A 17,470-nucleotide genomic window follows, 5' to 3' on the forward strand; every position below is an offset into this window, starting at 1 on the left:
ATGAAAAAGCCGTGCGGAGCGACCCACGCGCCTTTCACGTTCAGATTTCAAAAGCGGCGGTCGATGAAGTGCTTGGCCTGTGCGCCGGCGTGATAGAACGCCGATTTGATGCCGCGCCATGGATCGGGCGTCAGCGGCGTTTCGGCAATCGGCAGGGCGTTCGGCTCCCCAGTCACGTGATTGGCTAGCGCCCGGCCGAAGACCGTGCCCGGCGCGATGCCGCGACCGTTATAACCGCTGATCGAAAAGACGTTCGGCGCCATCACATGCATCTGCGGCAGGTGGTTGGTGGTCATGCCGATGCGGCCGTCCCACCAGTATTCGAGCCGGACATCGTCGATCATCGGGAAAAGTTTGCGCAGCGACCGCTTGACGAAAGCCCGGTGCGTTCCCTTCGCAACGGCGTCCAGCCGGCCGATGCTGCCGAAGATCATCCGGTTCTGCTGGTCCATGCGGAACGACGTCATGACCAGGCCGGTGTCCCAGCAGCCCTGGCGCTCCGGCAGGATGCTGCGGGCGATGTTGTCGCTGAGCGGCTGGGTCGCGAACTGGAAAAAGGGCAGGATGGTCAGTTCTTCCGTATGCGCCGACCAGGGCGCGCGCTCGATGAGCTTGCCATAGGCATTGGTGGCAAGGATCACGCTTTTCGCCGTGATCGAGCCACCCGGCACGGCCAACTTCCAGACATCGCCCTTGCGTTCGGCGGACAGAAGCGGCGTTTCCGTGTAGATTTCAGCACCGGCTGCGAGGGCTGCGCGGGCAAGGCCGCGGGCATAGGCGAGCGGCTGGATCGTACCGGCGCGCCGGTCGAGCAGGGCGCCGGCGAACCCTTCAGCGCCGGTCAGCGCTTTGGCGCGCTCGGCGGACAACACCTCGACGGGAGCGCCCAATTTCTTCCATTGTGCTTCCCGATCCCTGAGTTCCGTCAGGCCCTCGGCGCCAACGGCCATGTGCAGCGTGCCGTTACGCACGGCCTCGCATTGGATATCGTGCTTGGCGACCAGGTCGTAGACGACGGACGGTCCGTCACCGAGTTCGGTCAGCAGACGCTTGCCGGCATCAACGCCAAGCGTCGCGATGAGATCATCGGGCTTCGTCCACATGCCGGCATTGACGAGGCCGACATTGCGGCCGGAACCGCCGAAGCCAATCATCTTCGCCTCTGCGACGGCGACCTTCACGCCCCTTTCGGCGAGGTGCAGGGCCGCCGAAAGACCGGTGAAGCCGCCGCCGATCACCGCGACATCGACGGTGATATCGCTTGCAAGCGGCTGGGTTTCCGGAGCCGCGGGCGCCGTGGCATGCCAGAGGTTGGGAAGGGAGCGTTCGGCGGCCATTACGGCATTCCTCGTCTGTCGGAATTGAATTTACTTTCTTCCGACAGATAGAGCATTGCTGCAATGTTTTTTAATGACAAAACATGATGAGGTCATGAAGCGAAGGGCTGTGGGGAGAAGCCCTGAGACAGTTGGGGCCGCGGTGCTTCCAAGCTATGCACCGCGGCCCCGATTTCCATCTTCCGAATGTGTGCCCAATACTGCCCTGGCCGGGCGCACGGCTACTCCCGGTGAATGTCTTGGTGCTGAAAGCGCCAAGCGCGCTGCGGTATGACCCTCAGCCCTCGGCACCCCTCATTTTTAACAGTTTTTTTGCGTCCTCACTCCCCCAAATGGGGGATGTCGCGCATTTTTTTAGTCGAGGAATTCGACGGTGGTTCCGACACTGACGATCTTGGCGAGTTCGGTTGCGTCCCAGTTGGTCAGGCGCACGCAGCCATGGCTCTGGGTCTTGCCGATCTTTGACGGTTCCGGTGTGCCGTGAATGCCATAGGTCGGTTTCGACAGGGCGATCCAGACCGTGCCGACGGGGCCGTTCGGGCCGGGCTGCAAGGTCAATATCTTGTCGTTCTCACCCTGCTTGAAGTTAATCTTCGGATTGTAGGTATAGCCCGGATTGAATGCGATACGATCGACCTGAACCGTGCCGGAGGGCGATGGCGTATCGGACGAACCGATCGTCGCTGGATATGCGGCGATCAGCGTGCCGGCCTCATCATAGGCGAAGACCTGCTTGCGGTATTTGTCGGCGACGATGCGGGAAACCTTGCCCTTCTTCATGTCACCGGGGTTGATCACCTTGATGATCGTGCCGGGGATAGTGAAATCGGCGCCGGGATTCAGCTCCCGCAGATAGGCTTCGTCCATATGGAACTTTTCGCCGAGCATTTCCGTCGTCGAGGTGAAGGACAGATGCGGCAGGGCAGCCTTGTGGGCGTAGTCTTCCGGAATGGAGGCGACATAGGGGCCGGCGGCATCCGCAGCCGTGATCGTATAGCTAGTGATTGGCAGCCCGCCGGAGAAGCGCAGCCGTTCCATGATGTCATCGGTGTTGTTCGGGTCGAGCGTCTCGCCGGTCGCCTGCTGCCAGGCCTCGATCGCCTTGGTTACGTTCGAGCCGCTCCTGCCGTCGATTACGCCCGGAGAAAATCCTTCGCGATCGAGAAACACTTGCAGGGCGGTGATTTCGGCGCTGGATTTCTTGGTGATCTGCGCGGCGGGAGGCAGGGTCTGGCGTTCCTCCCGCGGTAGGGCTTCCATGTCGTTTTCGTCCGGGAGCGCCGAATACTCGTCCGGCAGTTCCTGGCGCTCGACACTTGGCGGCGTCGCATCGCGGTAATCTGGGACGGAGCCGGTCACGGCGCCAGGCTCTGAGAAGCCTTGTTCGGGATATCCCTCTCCGAAAAACCCGAAGCCCTGATCGGCGTAGTCGTCATGGCTCGTCTCGCGGCGGCGTATTTCGTTACGCTGTCTGCCACTGCCCATCACGGTCGCCACCACATTGCCCCAGGAATCGACCAGAACGGTGCGGCCGCGGCGGTCACGCATCATCTGCACGTCGCCCGATTCGGGCAGGTAATCGAGAATTTCGCCCTGGGGCGTAACCAGAACCGCATCGGCCGGCAAACGGCCGAAGCTGTCCTGCGCCATTGCCCCAGAGGCAAGCGCGAGCACGTTGGCGGCAGCGAGGAGGGCTATTCCGGCTCTGGAAACGAACGTCACGATGAAACCTTTAATCTGGCGGTTGTGTTCGGGGCCTACAAATCAAATGGGACGGTAATATGAATAAACTGAATTCATCGTGAACAGTTCCCTAAAATCCATTTAATTCGGTGGGTTGCGCGTTGCAAGCGGCAGATTTGGCGCTTTCTTTGATTTAGATTTCTCGGGCTGATTGTCGGCGGTTCTCACCGACTCACGCTCAGGGGGGAGATGTTTGATGCCGCGCACGATGTTCGGCCGGGACGGGGAAGGCGAATTCCAGATCCTGCTCGACCGCCGGTCGGCGCTGGATATCGGCGCCTTCGTCGTCGACGGCGTCGATATTTCGCCGGGCACGGCGATCCCCTCGGACGGCGACCAGCGCATCGACCATGCGCTGCGGGGCTTCCTTTTCACCTGCGGCCCGGACCATATCCGCCATCCGGAACCGGTGGAGGGTTTTAAGGACGGGCGGAGGTTTCCGTTGCATGGTTCGCTTTGCGGCACGCCGGTGCGGCGGACCGAGATGTCCGCGCCGGACGAGCCGCCCCGCTGTCGTGCCGAAACCGAGGTTCCGCTTGCCAATGGCGGGACGGCGCTGGTGTCGCGGCGCTGGGCGATCAGCACGGATGAATCACAGGTTCTGCTGTCGGACCGGGTTACCAATACGGGCGCCAAACCGTTCGCCCCGATGCTGATGTATCATGTGAACATCGGCGGCCGGATGCTTGGCGACGAAACATATATTGCCGGGACGATGTTCGGCGACGACCGATGGCCATGGCGGTTCGGCGATGGCGAAAGCGCGCACTTCTGTCTGCCGGCCGCGCCAACGGCCATAGACGGCTGGGCGCAGGTGAGCCTTGGTCCGTTCGAGGCGTTGTCCGGCCGCACGCTGATCGTCCGGTTTTCGACGGCAACCCTGCCGTTCCTCCAGATGTGGCGATGCCAGCGCGGCCCGGCCGACGTCATCAGCATCGAACCGGTGTCCCACCGGATTGCCAAACGGACCGATCTTGCTGCTGCGGGGGAGATGCCGATGCTCGCACCGGGAGAAACGGTGGATTATACACTGGCGTTCCAGATCCGCTGAAACCGGCTTTCCGATTGACGCCTTGCGCCGCTGGTCCTACATCAATGCGGACACCGTTTTCAGGAAGGTTTTCCCATGGACATTCGCCAGATCAACGATGAATATTCGGTCACCGGACAGATTTCCGTCGAAGACCTCGATGCGATCAAGGCGATGGGATTCAAGTCCATCGTCTGCCACCGCCCGGACTTCGAGCAGCCGGACCAGCCGCAGTTCGATGCCATCGCCGCCCGTGCCAAGGAACTCGGCCTCGACATCACCCATATTCCCGTCGGCCCGATGGGCGTGACGGCGGATGCCGTGCGTGACATGGTCGATGCGCTGGATACGTTCGAACGGCCGATGCTCGGCTATTGCCGCTCCGGCGCTCGCTCGACCAATGTGTATCAGCAAACCCAGCACATTCGCGGCTGAGAGTTTTTACGAACGGCGCGCTTTTTTGAGCGCGCCGTTCGCGCCCTCCTGAAGCCTAACCGTTCCTGATCTGGCTCAACGTCCGCGTTGGCGTGATCGCCTCCGGATCGAGCCTGATCTCGATGATCGACGGTTTGCCGCTTTGCCGCGCCCGCTCGAACGCCCCGGCAAACTCCCCCGTCTTTTCCACGCGTTCGCCATGGCCGCCAAAGGTGCGTGCGTAGGCTGCAAAATCCGGATTGGTGAGATCGGTTCCACTCACCCGGCCGGGATATTCCCGCTCCTGATGCATTCGGATCGTGCCGTAGATGCCGTTGTTGATGACCAGCGTGATGATCGGCAGGTTGTAGCGCACGGCGGTCGCGAATTCCTGTCCGTGCATCAGGAAGCAGCCGTCACCGGCAAAGCAGATCACCTCGCGTTCAGGAAAGAGATGTTTTGCAGCAACAGCCGCAGGCAGGCCGTAACCCATCGAACCCGATGTTGGAGCCGCCTGGGTGTTGAAGCGGCGGAAGCGGTGGAAGCGGTGCAGCCAGGTCGCATAGTTTCCCGCGCCGTTGGTGAAGATCGTATCCTCGGCCGAATTCGCCTCGATGTACTGGATGATAGGCCCCATCTGCACATCGCCGGGGCCGGTTTCCGGTGGGGTGGACCAGGTCAGATAGGCTTGGTGCATCGCTGCGGTGCGATCGCGCCACAGCGGCGGAACGGCGGGCTTCAAGTCGTCCAAGGCAGCTGTTAAATCGGCGGGCGCCGCCGCAATTGCCAGATCCGGGCGGTAGACACGGCCGAGTTCGCCGGGATCGGGATGCACATGCACCAGCGTCTGGCGCGGGTAGGGCACATCAAGCAGCGTGTAGCCCGAGGAGGGCATTTCGGAGAAGCGGCCGCCGATCAGGAGCACAAGATCCGACTCACGGATTTCCTTGGCGAGTGCCGGATTGATGCCGATGCCGACGTCTCCGGCATAGTTCGGATGCAGATGGTCAAACAGCATCTGGCGGCGGAAGGAGCAGCCGACCGGCAGATCGAACCGCTCGGCGAAGGCCTGGAACTGCCGGATGGCTTGCTCGCTCCAGCGGGTGCCGCCGAGAATGGCGATCGGCCGCTCGGCTTTTGCCAGCAGGCTTTCGAGCGCCTTGATCTGCCCGGGGCCGGGATGGCTTTCAACCGGTTGATAGGGTTTGGCCGCTTGAGCCTCCGTCCTCTCGGTCAGCATATCCTCCGGCAAGGTCAGCACCACCGGACCGGGGCGGCCGGAGGTTGCGACCGAGAAAGCGCGGGTGACGAATTCCGGAATGCGGGCTGCGTCATCGATCTCGCCGACCCATTTGGCGATTTCGGTAAAGGCACGGCGATACTCGATTTCCTGAAAGGCCTCGCGCTCGCGGGCATCGCGCTGCACCTGGCCGATGAACAGGATCATCGGGATCGAATCCTGGCGGGAGATATGCAGGCCGGCCGACGCGTTCATCGCACCCGGACCGCGGGTCACCATGCAGATGCCGGGTTCGCCCGTGAGGCGGCCCCAGGCATCCGCCATCATCGCCGCGCCGCCCTCCTGACGGCAGACCACGACGTCGATGTCGGTGTCATAAAGGGCGTCGAGCACCGCGAGGTAGCTCTCTCCCGGCACGCAGGAGATCCGCTTGACGCCGTTCGCCCTCAACGCCTCTACGATCAACTCCCCGCCTGTCTTCATGTCCGCTCCTCCCAAAGCCTGTGAAAACTATTTTGTCAGATTGCAGGCGACATCGGCGCCACACTGGCGCTGTTGTTGATCCGGCGTTCGCGCCAGATGATATAGGGGCCGGACGCGATGATCATCGTGCCGATTGCCGACTTCGCAAGAAATATTGTTCATGCCATGCCATCGTTATGTCGCCGTTCGACAACAGTGAGGCACCAGCCGGCAAAATCCCGCATGGCGCTGTCGCGTTCCGTTTCATTCAGCGTTTCGTGACGCATCGCCGGATAGACGACCGTCGTCACGCGTTTCAGTCCCGCCGCTTGCATGTGCCTGGCCAGCCACTTGATTTCCCGGGCACCGTTGGTGGCCGGATCCTCGCCGCCACCGACGAGATGGATTGGCAGGTTGGGGGGGAGGCGTCGCAATCGATCGCGCCGCGCGCCCAGGAATGTCAGGTCAAACAGGTCGATCCACAGCGAGACGCTGGCATCGAAGCCGCAGAGAGGATCGTCCACATATTTCTGAACCTCAAAGGCATCATGCGACAGCCAGTCGAAATCGGTCTTGCGGTCCTTGATGGACCGGCCCCAGGCGTCGAAGGTCAGTTTCGGTAGAAGGCGGCTCGGCACGTCCGAGCCCTTCAGCATCTTTTCGGCGGCGAGAATGACCTGTGCGGCACGTCCGGCAAGGCCCGGATTGAAGTTCGAGTTCCACACCGCCAACCCATCATAGAGCCCCGGATCGCTCTCTGCGGCGTTGAGCGCGATCAGCCCGCCCATGGAATGACCGAACAGGATAACGGGAAGGCCGGGGTGGTCGGCGGCTGCCATATCGCGCATTGTCCTGACGTCGCACAGCACCTTGTCTGCGCCTTGCCGGTGCGCATACCGGCCAAGCGGCGCATCAATGGCCTTGGTTGCGCCATGTCCGCGATGATCATGCGCATAGACGTGAAAGCCGTGGCCGGCCATAAACTCGGCGAAACGGGTGTAGCGGGCGGAATGTTCGGCTAGGCCGTGGCTGACGATCAGTATGCCTCTTTCCGGGCGAGCAGCCGGCTGGCGGCGCCAGACGAGCGCAGCTCCGCTCGGGCTTTGCAACGTTTCGACCTTGGCAAACACGCCAACCCTCCCAGGCGAAGTTCCAGCACGTCCCTGCTATCAACTTGATTTGTTGCCGAAAGGCAATCTCCGCTTGGTGCTCGTTTCGCATCAGGTCAGGAAATATTGGTCCGGCAACGATTTCAGGTTGCATTTTTCCCGTTTTAGTCTCTAATTGATCATGTTTTGTTCTAATTTCAGGAGGGGCATTCATGCAAGGGAATATCTTTATGCCATTTCTACGCCGTTTGGGTCTTGTCCTGCTGGCAGCGGTGGCTGCGTCTCCGGCGCTTGCCGACGAAGAGGCGGCGGCACCGAAAGGAAAGACCGAATATATTCTCGCCGTCAGCTGGCAGCCGGGATTTTGTGAGACGCGACCAAAGCGGAAGGAATGCGTTGGCCAGACCGCCGAACGCTACGATGCGACGCATTTTTCCCTGCATGGTCTCTGGCCGGTGAAGAAGAGTTACTGTGGCGTCGCCGCGGATGTTCGCGCGCGTGACAAGAAGGGCGACTGGCTGGAACTGCCGCAACTGGCGATGGCCGAAGAAACGGCGGCGAAGCTGCTGATCGCCATGCCGGGAACCCAGTCGGGTCTCGACCGGCATCAATGGCTGCGTAGCGGCACCTGCCAGGGCGGCACGGCGCAGGACTATTTTGCCGTCCAGCTGCGTCTTCTCGACGAACTCAATGGCTCGGCGGTGCGAAGCCTGTTCGCCGGTCGCCTCGGACAAGAGGTGACGGAGGGCGAGATCAAGCAGGCGTTCGACACGAGTTTTGGAAAGGGGGCCGGCGACCGGGTGCGGATGCGTTGCCAGAAGGCGGGTGAGCGTAGCGTCATCACGGGGTTGACGATCGGGCTTTCGGGCGATGTCTCCGCCGGCGCTCGCCTGTCGCCGCTGATCCTTGCCGCCGGAGATACCGATTTCAAATGCAGCAGAGGGATCGTTGACGCCGCCGGCATTGAGTGAATGGCTGAGTTAAAGCCGGTTTCTTCATTGCTCCGTCGGGATAATTCGCCTACATAGCGGGCAAAATCCCATTCCCGTCGGAGCAGTCTCTTTATGGCACGTCAATTCATCTATCATATGTCGGGGCTGAATAAGTCCTACGGCACCAAGAAGGTGCTGGAGAATGTCAATCTGTCGTTTTACCCGGACGCCAAGATCGGTATCCTCGGCCCGAACGGCGCCGGCAAGTCAACCGTGCTGCGCATCATGGCCGGCCTTGACAAGGAATATACCGGTGAAGCCTGGGTCGCCGAAGGTGCGACCGTCGGTTACCTGGCACAGGAGCCGCAGCTCGACCCAACCAAGACGGCGATGGAAAACGTCATGGAAGGCGTGGCCGACAAGACAGCCATCATCGAGCGCTACAACGAACTGATGATGAACTATTCCGACGAGACGGCGGACGAGGGCGCGCGCCTTCAGGACATCATCGATGGCCAGAACCTGTGGGATCTGGAAAACCAGGTCGAGATGGCGATGGACGCGCTGCGCTGCCCGCCCGGCGATGCCGACGTGACGAGCCTTTCGGGCGGTGAGCGCCGTCGTATCGCGCTCTGCAAGCTTTTGCTCTCCAAGCCCGACCTGCTTCTGCTCGACGAACCGACCAACCATCTCGACGCCGAAACCATCGGCTGGCTGGAAAACCATCTGCGCCAGTATCCGGGCGCCGTGATGATGATCACCCACGACCGCTACTTCCTCGACAACGTGACGGGCTGGATCCTCGAACTCGATCGCGGTCGCAGCATTCCCTATGAGGGCAACTATTCGGCCTACCTGCTCGCCAAGGCCAAGCGCATGGAGCAGGAAAACCGCGAGGACGCCTCCCGCCGCAAGGCGATCAGCCGCGAGCAGGAATGGATCGCTTCCAGCCCGAAGGCACGTCAGGCCAAGTCGAAGGCGCGTATCAAGGCCTATGACGAACTGGTCGATGCCGCTGATAAAATGCGTCTCGGCGATGCGCAGATCATCATTCCGATCGGCGAACGTCTTGGTCAGGTCGTCATCGAGGCCGAGAACATCACCAAGGGTTACGGCGATCGCGTACTGATCGACGACCTGTCGATCAAGTTGCCGCCGGGTGGCATTGTCGGTGTCATCGGACCGAACGGCGCCGGCAAGACGACCCTGTTTCGGATGATCACCGGTCAGGAGAAGCCGGACAGTGGCAGCTTCCGGGTCGGCGATTCGGTGAAGCTTGGCTATGTCGACCAGAGCCGCGATGCGCTTGATGGCAACAAGACCGTCTGGGAAGAAATTTCCGGCGGCGCCGAAGTCATCAAGCTCGGCAAGCTCGAAATGAACTCGCGCGCCTATTGCGGCGCCTTCAACTTCAAGGGCACCGACCAGCAGCAGAAGGTCGGCAACCTCTCCGGCGGTCAGCGCAACCGCGTCCACCTTGCCAAGATGCTGAAGGCCGGCGGCAACGTGCTCCTGCTCGACGAACCGACCAACGACCTCGACACCGAAACTCTGGCGGCGCTGGAAATCGCGCTCGAAAACTTCGCCGGCTGCGCCGTGATCATCAGCCACGACCGCATGTTCCTCGACCGTCTTGCCACGCATATCCTTGCCTTCGAAGGGGACAGCCATGTCGAATGGTTCGAGGGCAACTTCGAGGATTACGAGAAGGACAAAATCCGCCGCCTCGGCCCGGAATCAGTCAATCCGAGCCGCGTCAGCTACAAGCGTCTGACGCGCTGAGGGCCGGCCGCGAGGACCCTCTCGGGCGCCTCGTAGTACCTGTCGATCAAAAGGCGGCTCTTGTGGCCGCCTTTTCCGTTTGTGGACGTTGCGGCATGGCGTCACATTTCATCTTGCAGCACTCGCGAAAATCACATAAACATATCTTTATGTGTTGATGAGGATGATGATGGCGAGAGAGCAAGGGCTTGGACTGGACGCGTTGGTGGACGTCCTGAAGGCGGCGGGAGAGCCGACGCGCATGCGTCTTCTTGCCCTGTTGGCCGCCGGCGACCTGACCGTCACCGATCTTACTGAAATTCTCGGCCAATCGCAGCCGCGAATTTCCCGCCACCTGAAACTGCTCGCCGAAGTCGCGCTGATCGATCGTTACCAGGAGGGCGCCTGGGCCTATTTTCGTCTGAAGGGCGAGGGCGCGGGCGTCGCGCTGGTGCGTGATCTGCTCGCCGCTTCCGACGTCTCGGATGCGGTGTTGACGCGCGATGCAGAACGGCTGATGGCGCTGAAACAGGCGCGCTCGGAGAAAGCGCAGGCCTATTTCAGCCGCAATGCCGCCGAATGGGACGAATTGCGCCGCCTGCATGTCAGTGAGGCGGACGTCGAGGCTGCGCTGAAAAAGGTCGTCGGCACTGAACCGGTCGATGGACTGCTTGATCTCGGTACCGGCACCGGGCGTATTCTGCAACTGTTCGAGGGGCTCTACCGGCGCGGCGTCGGCGTCGATGCCAGCCGTGACATGTTGGCCGTCGCCCGCGCCAATCTGGATCGTGCCGGCATCACCAAGGCATCGATCCGGCATGGCGATATTTTCAACCTGCCGCTGGACGGGCGCCAGTTCGATCTGGTGACGATCCATCAGGTCCTGCACTTCCTGCAGCAGCCGGAGGCGGCCATTGTGGAGGCTGCCCGCATGCTGTCGCCCGGCGGCCGGCTGGCGATCATCGATCTCGCCCCGCACACGCTGGAGTATCTGCGCGACGATCATGCCCATATGCGTCTCGGCTTTTCGCGCCAGACCATGGCGGAGTGGCTGGAAAAGGCCGGGCTCAGTGTCGAAGAGGTCGTCGATCTTGCTCCGGAAAAGGACCGAGACCGGCAATTGACGGTGACCATATGGCTTGCCCGAGACAAGCGGCAGGCCGCCACTGCCGAGTTATCAGAGGGCGGCAAAGCCCTAGCCTATGCCGGGAGGACCTGACATGCCGATACACACCCTTTACCCGGCCGAACGCGGCAATCTGAGCCTCTCCTTCGAATATTTCCCGCCGAAGAATGACGAGATGGAAACGCAGCTGTTCCAGACTGTCGAGGATCTCGCCGCCTTCAACCCGGCGTTCGTGACGATGACCTATGGCGCGGGCGGTTCCACCAAGGCGCGCTCCCTGACGGCCGTGCGGCGGATGATCCACGACGGTTTTCCGAACACGGCCGCGCATCTGACCTGCGTCGGCGCGGCCAAGGACGAGGTGGATGCGATTGTCAGCGAGTTCATTGATGGCGGCGTGCGGCATTTCGTGGCCTTGCGTGGCGATCCGCAGGGCGGGATCGGCGCCCGCTACGAGCCCTTTCCTGGCGGTTATGAAAACGCGGCGGCTCTGGTCGCCGCGATCAGGGCAAGAGGCGATTTCGAGATTTCCGTTTCCGCCTATCCGGAAAAGCATCCCGAAAGCCCCGACGTCGTCACCGATATCGATATGCTGAAGCGCAAGGTCGACAACGGCGCAACGCGGGCGCTCACCCAGTTCTTCTTCGACAACAATGATTTCGAGCGCTACCTCGAACGCGTGCGGCGCGCCGGCATCACGATCCCCGTCGTTCCGGGTATCCTGCCGATCAACAACCTGGCGCAGGTCAGCAAGTTTGCCGGGTTGTGCGGCGCGCGGGTTCCGGAGGCGATCGTCACCCGATTGATCCATCTCGACGAGAGCCCGTTGGAACGCTTCAAGGAAGCGACCCACATCGCTGCCGAACAGATCGTCGATCTCGCCCGGCGCGGTATCCGTGATTTCCATGTCTACACGATGAACCGGTCGCCGCTCGTCGCCGCCGTCTGCGATCTCGTCGGATTCCAGCGGGAGACGTCCGCGGCCGTTCCGTCTCGTGCGGCGGGCGCGGCGGCCTGACGCCAGGGATCGATGATAGGAACCCAAGGGTGAACCACCTTCGGCCGGTTTCTCGTCGCTTCCGGCGGCGTTGAGGCTGCGAACCTCTCCTGGCCGAAAACGAAGATCGTGGCGACCCATGGGGTGACGTGCCAACAGAAAAGCCCTTGAGACCGCATGGCTTCAAGGGCTTTGCTTGTCTGGCAGTCTCGCTTCGCAGTGCTCGGTAGAGCCACTAACCTGCTCGATCATGCTGCAATTGATTTACGGTATTATAGTCCTTTTTACCGATTGGACTGTTGCCTGACGTTTTCAGATGAAAAGCATGGTTGCTACGAAAACGAACGCTGCACTTATCATGAGGACATTCAACGAATGTGCTATTCCCATAACCGGCCCTCCTTGCGTTAACGCACGAAACATAGGGTGAAAATGTCACGGGTGAAAGGAAAAGTTATGCTGCGCTGCAGTACCTGAAGCTTAAAAATTGGTTATGCACAGGCCTAACCTGCTGGTTAAAAAAGATTTTATCTGCTGCCACATTTTTTTCATAATGTCTTCGATCTGGTTAATGTAACGCACTGAAATGCGCCGTGAGTGACCGAAAAGACACATTTGCGTTCCGCGCGGACAGTTCCGATTCCGGTGCCTTCAGGTTAGACGGCCAGGTAGGATACGGCCGTCGAGAACGACCAGTCCGGCGGCAATCAGCAGCATGCCGGCGATGTCTGTCAGTTCAAGCGTTTCCCCGAGGAACAGGAAACCGAGCAGGATTGCGCTTGGCGGTACCAGCAGCGTCACCAGCGAGGTGTTCGTCGCGCCGGCGCGGCTCATGATGTGGAAGAACAGGATATAGGCGTAGGCGGTGGACAGCATCGCCAGGGCCAGGACCGCTAGGACGGAGGTCAGCGGTGGCACCTGCAATTGCCAGGGCGTGTCGATGATCACCGAGAGCGGCAGCATGATCAGCGTCGATGCGGTCAGTTGCCCGGCCGCGGTCACCGGCGCCGCCACCCTCCTGAAACGCTTGCCGTAGGTTGCGGCAAAACCGTAGCTGATTGCCGCGATCAGCGGAAAGAGCAATGCCCAGAGCGGAATGTTGCTGCCCGACGTCGTCAGCGCGGGCAGGGCGCTTGGGCCGATCAGAACCGCCGTTCCGGCAAGGCCAAGCAGGCAGCCCGCGATCTTGGAAAGGTTCAGCTTCTCGTCATGCGTCAGCGCATTGGCGATCAAGACGGTCCAGACCGGTGTCGTCGCGTTGAGGATGGCGGCGAGGCCCGCGCCGATCTGCGTCTGGCCGAGAAAGATGAAGGTATGCGGAATGGCGTTGTTGATCAGCCCCAGCAGCAGGAATTGCGGCCAGCGGGCTCTAAGCTCGCGGTAGATGTCGTAGCGGCCAAAGACATAGACGTGCAGGGCCAGAGCCGCGAGCGCCACCCGCAGGAGAACGAGCGTCAGGGCCGGTACATGCTGGATGGCGATGCGCGCGAAGAAGAATGAACTGCCCCAGATCAGCCCGAGCAGCGCCAGAAGGCCCCAGGTGGCCAGTGTCATCCGGTGCTGCAAACCGTCCGTTCTTGCGTGCATGCGACTTGACCTTCCCCTGCCTCATTCGGAACATAGCGAGGGTTAAGGTTTTGGGCGGGATTTATCCACCTGATTCTTGAACTTAGCCATCGACACGAGGACGATCCGCTGGAGCCCCTGACGACACAATCCATCGCTGCTGCCGCGCATGACGGGCAGGGGCTTATCTCGATCGCGATCGTGGTGGCGGTTGCGGCACTGCTGGGGCTGGGTTTCCTGCGTCTGCGCCAGCCGCCGCTGGTCGGCTTCATCCTGGCCGGCGTCGCGCTTGGGCCAACCGGCTTCGGCTTCATCTCCTCCAGCGGCAACGTCACGCTGCTGGCCGAGATGGGCGTCGTCGTCCTGTTGTTCTTCATCGGCATGGAACTCTCGATCAAGGCGTTCGTGCTCAGCCTGCGCCAGGCGCTGTTCGTCGCAGGCGGTCAGGTTATCGCCGCCATCGCGGCCGCCGGGCTGATTGCCTTGATGACCGGGGCAAGCCTGGCGGAAGGGCTGATCCTCGGTTTCGTCATCGCCATGTCCTCCACCGTCGTTGCCATGAAGATGCTCGAGGACATGGGCGAACTGCGCAGCGAAACCGGGCGGATCGCCGTCGGCGTGCTGATTGCCCAGGATATCGCGGTCGTGCCCATGCTGATCCTGGTCTCGAGCCTGGGCGGTGAGGAGGTGCGTATCGGCACGATCGTGGTCAAGATGCTGATCGCCATCGCCATTCTCGCCGCCTTGCTGTGGTGGTTCGGCCGGCACGGGAAACTCAGGATTCCGTACAGCGAGGCGGTCGAGGACAAGGTCGAGATACTGGCGCTCGGCGCCCTTGCCGTCTGTTTCGGCACTGCTGCGATTTCCGGTCTTGCCGGCATGTCGCCAGCTTATGGCGCCTTTCTGTCTGGCATCGTCATCGGTAATTCCACCCTGCGCAGCCGCGTCATCCCAGTCATCGAGCCGATCCAGAGCGTGCTGCTGGTGGTCTTTTTCCTGTCGATCGGCCTGCTGATCGACCTAACCTTCATAGGAGAGAATTTCTGGTCGGTGCTGGGTGCTGCGCTGATCGTCATCGCCGCCAAGACGGTGCTCAACATCTTCCTGCTGAGAAAGACCGGATCGTCACCGCAGATCGCGCTGATTGCCGGCCTTTCGATGGCACAGATCGGCGAATTCTCCTTCGTGTTGGCGGCTGCCGGCTTGAGCGCCGGCGTGCTGCAGTTCGATACCTACAAGGTGGCGATCGCCGTCACCGCCGTCACGCTCTTGGTATCGCCGTTGTGGGTCAGCGTGATGCACCGGCTGGAGAACACCGCTTCCGAACATCTCTCGACCTACCGCAAGGCTTTCGCGGTCGCCTATGCGCGTGAACTGAGCGAGGTATCGAAAGGAGGGGCAGCACTTGCGGACGCCCGCTGGTCGCTCCGGCTGCGTTACCGCGCGTTCCGGCTCGCCCGCCACCATCGGCGGCAGGCGCGTTTGCACAGCGAGCGCGAGACCGATGTTAAAGAGCGTTGAGAACCGCTTCCGTGGCCCAACCGTCGGCGGGCAGGCCGAGGCGCAACTGTTCCTTTTGCAGCGCCGTGCGCGTACCGGAACCGAGGATGCCATCGATCTTGCCGACATCGTGGCCCATGGTCTGAAGTTTCACCTGCAGGGCCTTCATGCCCTCGTCGCTTAATCCCTGTTCAGGGGTGCGCGTCTCGTAAGGAGGTGCACCGGCGAGCCGGGTGGCGAAATAGGCGGCCGAAGTCGTGTAGATGAACGACTGGTTCCATTCGAGATAGATGTTGAAGTTCGGATAGGTCATGAAGGCGACGCCGTGGCGTCCCTGCGGGATGACGACCGAGGCGGTAAGCTGCGCAAACGCGGTGTTGCCGTCGCGCGGCTTGACGCCGAGTGCAAACCAGTCGCCGGCGGTCATGCCGGACTGCAAGCCGGTCTTCTCCCAGGGCAGGTTCTCCGGCAGGACAACTTCCTGGATCCATGGCTGGCCGGCGGTAAATCCGAGGCTCTTGATGAATTTCGCGGCCGTCAGGATCGCATCCGGCGCGCTTTGCTTGAGGTCCACATGGCCATCGCCATCGCCGTCGACGCCCTGAGCGATGATGTCTTCCGGCAGCATCTGCACCTGTCCGATTTCGCCGGCCCAGGCACCAGTGGTGGTTGCCGGGTCAAGGTCGCCGTGCTGAACCATCTCGATCGCCGAAATCAGCTGCGGGCGGAACATTTCCGGGCGGCGGCAATCATGCGCCAGCGTCACGAGCGCGTTGCGGGTGTTGAAATCCCCCTGAACGGCGCCGAAATCCGTCTCCATCGCCCAGAACGCCGTGATCACCGGGGCTGGAACACCGAATTCCCTTTCCGCCCGTTCGAAGACTGCGGCATATTCCTTCATCTTCTTCGCGCCCGTATCCAGACGCGCCTTGCTGACGGTGCGTTGGGAGAATTCGGTGAAGCTCTGCTTGAAGACGCCTTGCGCCCGGTCGCGGCTCAGCACCTTCTCGGAAATTGCAGCACCAGCGAGCGCGCGATCGACTGCTTCTGCCGGGATACCCTTGGCAATCGCTTCCGCCTTGACGCCTTGCAGGAAGGAAGCGAGGTCGCCGCCACAGGGGGCTGCGGGCGTGGTCGTTTGCTGCGCAAGGGCAGACGAGGTCAAAAAGGTGAGGAAGCCGATCGAAAGAACGGAGCGCAGGGTACCGCGTGTCATCGCAAGTCCTTGTTGTCGGGCCGGGACCGGCCGTATGCGGCCCGAAAAAGAGCCGCGGTTGTCGCGAAATTATGAAAGCCGCTGTCGCACGGCAATGGGGCGGAAAGAAGAAAACCGCGCCTGGTTACTCACTCGCGATCTTTTCGCGCGCTTTCGAAACGGCGGTCACCCAGTTCTTCCAGTTCTTGGGCGATCCGGCGAAGACGTTGATGTCGGCATCGCCGTCAATGCCGGGGATGACGCCCGTGCTGGTATATTGCCAGAAGGCCCAGCGGCGCTCCGGATAGATCTGCGTCGGGTGCTTGGCGACGGAACGGACCCAGAAGTGATAGTCCTTGAACTGGCCAACCAGATTGTCGCGGTGGAAGTCGACCGAGGTGTAGATGATCGGGCGCTTGCCGTAATGCTGCTCCAGCCGGTCCATGAAGCGCTTCATTTCGGTCTGCACGGTCAGCGGCGAAGGCCGGTAGCGGCAGGTCTTTGATTCACCGTTCCATTCGACGTCGAGAACCGGCGGCAGATAGACCGCGCTCTTCGGCACATTGGCGATGAACCAGTCGGCCTGCTGGTCGGCCGTCGAGCAGAAATAGTAGAAATGATAGGGCGCATAGGGCAGGCCGGCGGCGCGGGCGCGCTGCCAGTATTCGTTGAACCGTGTGTCGACCCTATCCTTGCCTTCCGTCGCCTTTATGAAGGCGAAGGAGACACCGGATCCCTTCACCTTGACCCAGTCGATATCGCCCTGCCACTTCGAGACATCGACGCCATGGATATTGTGATTATACGGCGTGCGTGCGCCGAAATCCTGCGGATCCTTGTCCTGGAATCGGGGCGGGATCGATGCGGTGGAAACGAGATCGTAATCTGTCGACGTACAGCCGGAAAGGAGCGTCACAATAGGCAGTAGAGCCAGAAAAAGCCGGCGCATGAGGTTCCCGTTCTGAAACGATCGACGATGATGCCTCACACGATGATATCCGCTGATGTGAATCCCCCGGGAGGCGTGAACCTCATTTCCATCATATCATCGTAAAAAT

14 protein-coding genes are annotated in these 17,470 nt (G+C 61.4%); 7 read left to right on the plus strand and 7 right to left on the minus strand.

Annotation, left to right across the window (positions count from 1 at the left end; genetic code table 11):
• Window positions 1-47 precede the first annotated feature (47 nt).
• Both ACSQ2W_RS14785 and ACSQ2W_RS14790 read right to left on the minus strand, forming a co-directional pair.
• Entirely contained in the window at window positions 48-1,337 is a 1,290-nt protein-coding gene (locus ACSQ2W_RS14785) for an NAD(P)/FAD-dependent oxidoreductase (protein WP_436086925.1), read from the minus strand.
• Between the two features lie 354 nt (window positions 1,338-1,691).
• Window positions 1,692-3,059, minus strand: coding sequence for a L,D-transpeptidase family protein (locus ACSQ2W_RS14790; protein WP_436086926.1), 1,368 nt, complete (start codon window positions 3,057-3,059; stop codon window positions 1,692-1,694).
• Between the two features lie 217 nt (window positions 3,060-3,276).
• On the opposite strand from ACSQ2W_RS14790, the gene ACSQ2W_RS14795 reads away from it, so the two are divergent.
• The gene (locus tag ACSQ2W_RS14795) at window positions 3,277-4,131 is read left to right on the plus strand and encodes a DUF4432 family protein (protein ID WP_436086927.1); all 855 of its coding nucleotides are present in this window, start codon (window positions 3,277-3,279) and stop codon (window positions 4,129-4,131) included.
• Between the two features lie 75 nt (window positions 4,132-4,206).
• Complete coding sequence (locus tag ACSQ2W_RS14800) at window positions 4,207-4,545, plus strand: TIGR01244 family sulfur transferase (RefSeq protein WP_436086928.1); 339 nt, start codon at window positions 4,207-4,209, stop codon at window positions 4,543-4,545.
• A gap of 55 nt (window positions 4,546-4,600) precedes the next feature.
• On the opposite strand, the gene ACSQ2W_RS14805 is transcribed toward ACSQ2W_RS14800, so the two are convergent.
• Both ACSQ2W_RS14805 and ACSQ2W_RS14810 read right to left on the minus strand, forming a co-directional pair.
• Window positions 4,601-6,247 (minus strand): thiamine pyrophosphate-binding protein, encoded by a 1,647-nt coding sequence (locus ACSQ2W_RS14805; protein WP_436086929.1) that lies wholly within the window; start codon window positions 6,245-6,247, stop codon window positions 4,601-4,603.
• Window positions 6,248-6,405: 158 nt separating this feature from the next.
• A complete protein-coding gene (locus ACSQ2W_RS14810) occupies window positions 6,406-7,356 on the minus strand; it encodes an alpha/beta fold hydrolase (RefSeq protein ID WP_436086930.1) in 951 nt (316 codons plus the stop codon).
• Window positions 7,357-7,565: 209 nt separating this feature from the next.
• Between ACSQ2W_RS14810 and ACSQ2W_RS14815 the strand changes: the two genes are divergently transcribed.
• The 4 genes from ACSQ2W_RS14815 (at window position 7,566) to metF (ending at window position 12,172) form a co-directional block, all read left to right on the plus strand.
• The gene (locus ACSQ2W_RS14815; RefSeq protein WP_436086931.1) at window positions 7,566-8,306 is read left to right on the plus strand and encodes a ribonuclease T2; all 741 of its coding nucleotides are present in this window, start codon (window positions 7,566-7,568) and stop codon (window positions 8,304-8,306) included.
• A gap of 93 nt (window positions 8,307-8,399) precedes the next feature.
• Window positions 8,400-10,049: an energy-dependent translational throttle protein EttA gene (gene ettA, locus ACSQ2W_RS14820; RefSeq protein ID WP_436086932.1), complete on the plus strand. Its 1,650-nt coding sequence runs from the start codon at window positions 8,400-8,402 to the stop codon at window positions 10,047-10,049.
• 169 nt (window positions 10,050-10,218) lie between these two features.
• Window positions 10,219-11,247, plus strand: coding sequence for an ArsR/SmtB family transcription factor (locus tag ACSQ2W_RS14825; protein WP_436086933.1), 1,029 nt, complete (start codon window positions 10,219-10,221; stop codon window positions 11,245-11,247).
• A gap of 1 nt (window position 11,248) precedes the next feature.
• On the plus strand, window positions 11,249-12,172 hold the full coding sequence (gene metF, locus ACSQ2W_RS14830) for a methylenetetrahydrofolate reductase [NAD(P)H] (protein ID WP_436086934.1): 924 nt from the start codon (window positions 11,249-11,251) through the stop codon (window positions 12,170-12,172).
• 630 nt (window positions 12,173-12,802) lie between these two features.
• Here the strand turns inward: metF and ACSQ2W_RS14835 are convergent.
• Entirely contained in the window at window positions 12,803-13,738 is a 936-nt protein-coding gene (locus ACSQ2W_RS14835) for a DMT family transporter (RefSeq protein WP_436086935.1), read from the minus strand.
• Window positions 13,739-13,921: 183 nt separating this feature from the next.
• Here ACSQ2W_RS14835 and ACSQ2W_RS14840 point away from each other — a divergent pair, with 183 nt between their 5' ends.
• Complete coding sequence (locus ACSQ2W_RS14840) at window positions 13,922-15,238, plus strand: cation:proton antiporter domain-containing protein (RefSeq protein ID WP_436086936.1); 1,317 nt, start codon at window positions 13,922-13,924, stop codon at window positions 15,236-15,238.
• Here the strand turns inward: ACSQ2W_RS14840 and ACSQ2W_RS14845 are convergent.
• Together ACSQ2W_RS14845 and ACSQ2W_RS14850 are read right to left on the minus strand one after the other, a co-directional pair.
• Window positions 15,225-16,433, minus strand: coding sequence for a lytic murein transglycosylase (locus ACSQ2W_RS14845; RefSeq protein ID WP_436086937.1), 1,209 nt, complete (start codon window positions 16,431-16,433; stop codon window positions 15,225-15,227). The two genes, ACSQ2W_RS14840 and ACSQ2W_RS14845, sit on opposite strands and share 14 nt — an antisense overlap.
• 124 nt (window positions 16,434-16,557) lie before the next feature.
• Window positions 16,558-17,361: a glycoside hydrolase family 25 protein gene (locus ACSQ2W_RS14850; protein WP_436086938.1), complete on the minus strand. Its 804-nt coding sequence runs from the start codon at window positions 17,359-17,361 to the stop codon at window positions 16,558-16,560.
• Between the last annotated feature and the right edge of the window lie 109 nt (window positions 17,362-17,470).

Source organism: Pararhizobium sp. LjRoot255 (assembly GCF_964252905.1).
Classification (GTDB): domain Bacteria; phylum Pseudomonadota; class Alphaproteobacteria; order Rhizobiales; family Rhizobiaceae; genus Pararhizobium.

Coding starts and splice junctions, on each gene's coding strand:
- ACSQ2W_RS14785 (WP_436086925.1), bottom strand. CDS start 1,337: ATGGCCGCCGAACGCTCCCTTCCCAACCTCTGGCATGCCACGGCGCCC.
- ACSQ2W_RS14795 (WP_436086927.1), top strand. CDS start 3,277: ATGCCGCGCACGATGTTCGGCCGGGACGGGGAAGGCGAATTCCAGATC.
- ACSQ2W_RS14800 (WP_436086928.1), top strand. CDS start 4,207: ATGGACATTCGCCAGATCAACGATGAATATTCGGTCACCGGACAGATT.
- ACSQ2W_RS14805 (WP_436086929.1), bottom strand. CDS start 6,247: ATGAAGACAGGCGGGGAGTTGATCGTAGAGGCGTTGAGGGCGAACGGC.
- ACSQ2W_RS14815 (WP_436086931.1), top strand. CDS start 7,566: ATGCCATTTCTACGCCGTTTGGGTCTTGTCCTGCTGGCAGCGGTGGCT.
- ettA (WP_436086932.1), top strand. CDS start 8,400: ATGGCACGTCAATTCATCTATCATATGTCGGGGCTGAATAAGTCCTAC.
- ACSQ2W_RS14825 (WP_436086933.1), top strand. CDS start 10,219: ATGGCGAGAGAGCAAGGGCTTGGACTGGACGCGTTGGTGGACGTCCTG.
- metF (WP_436086934.1), top strand. CDS start 11,249: ATGCCGATACACACCCTTTACCCGGCCGAACGCGGCAATCTGAGCCTC.
- ACSQ2W_RS14835 (WP_436086935.1), bottom strand. CDS start 13,738: ATGCACGCAAGAACGGACGGTTTGCAGCACCGGATGACACTGGCCACC.
- ACSQ2W_RS14845 (WP_436086937.1), bottom strand. CDS start 16,433: ATGACACGCGGTACCCTGCGCTCCGTTCTTTCGATCGGCTTCCTCACC.
- ACSQ2W_RS14850 (WP_436086938.1), bottom strand. CDS start 17,361: ATGCGCCGGCTTTTTCTGGCTCTACTGCCTATTGTGACGCTCCTTTCC.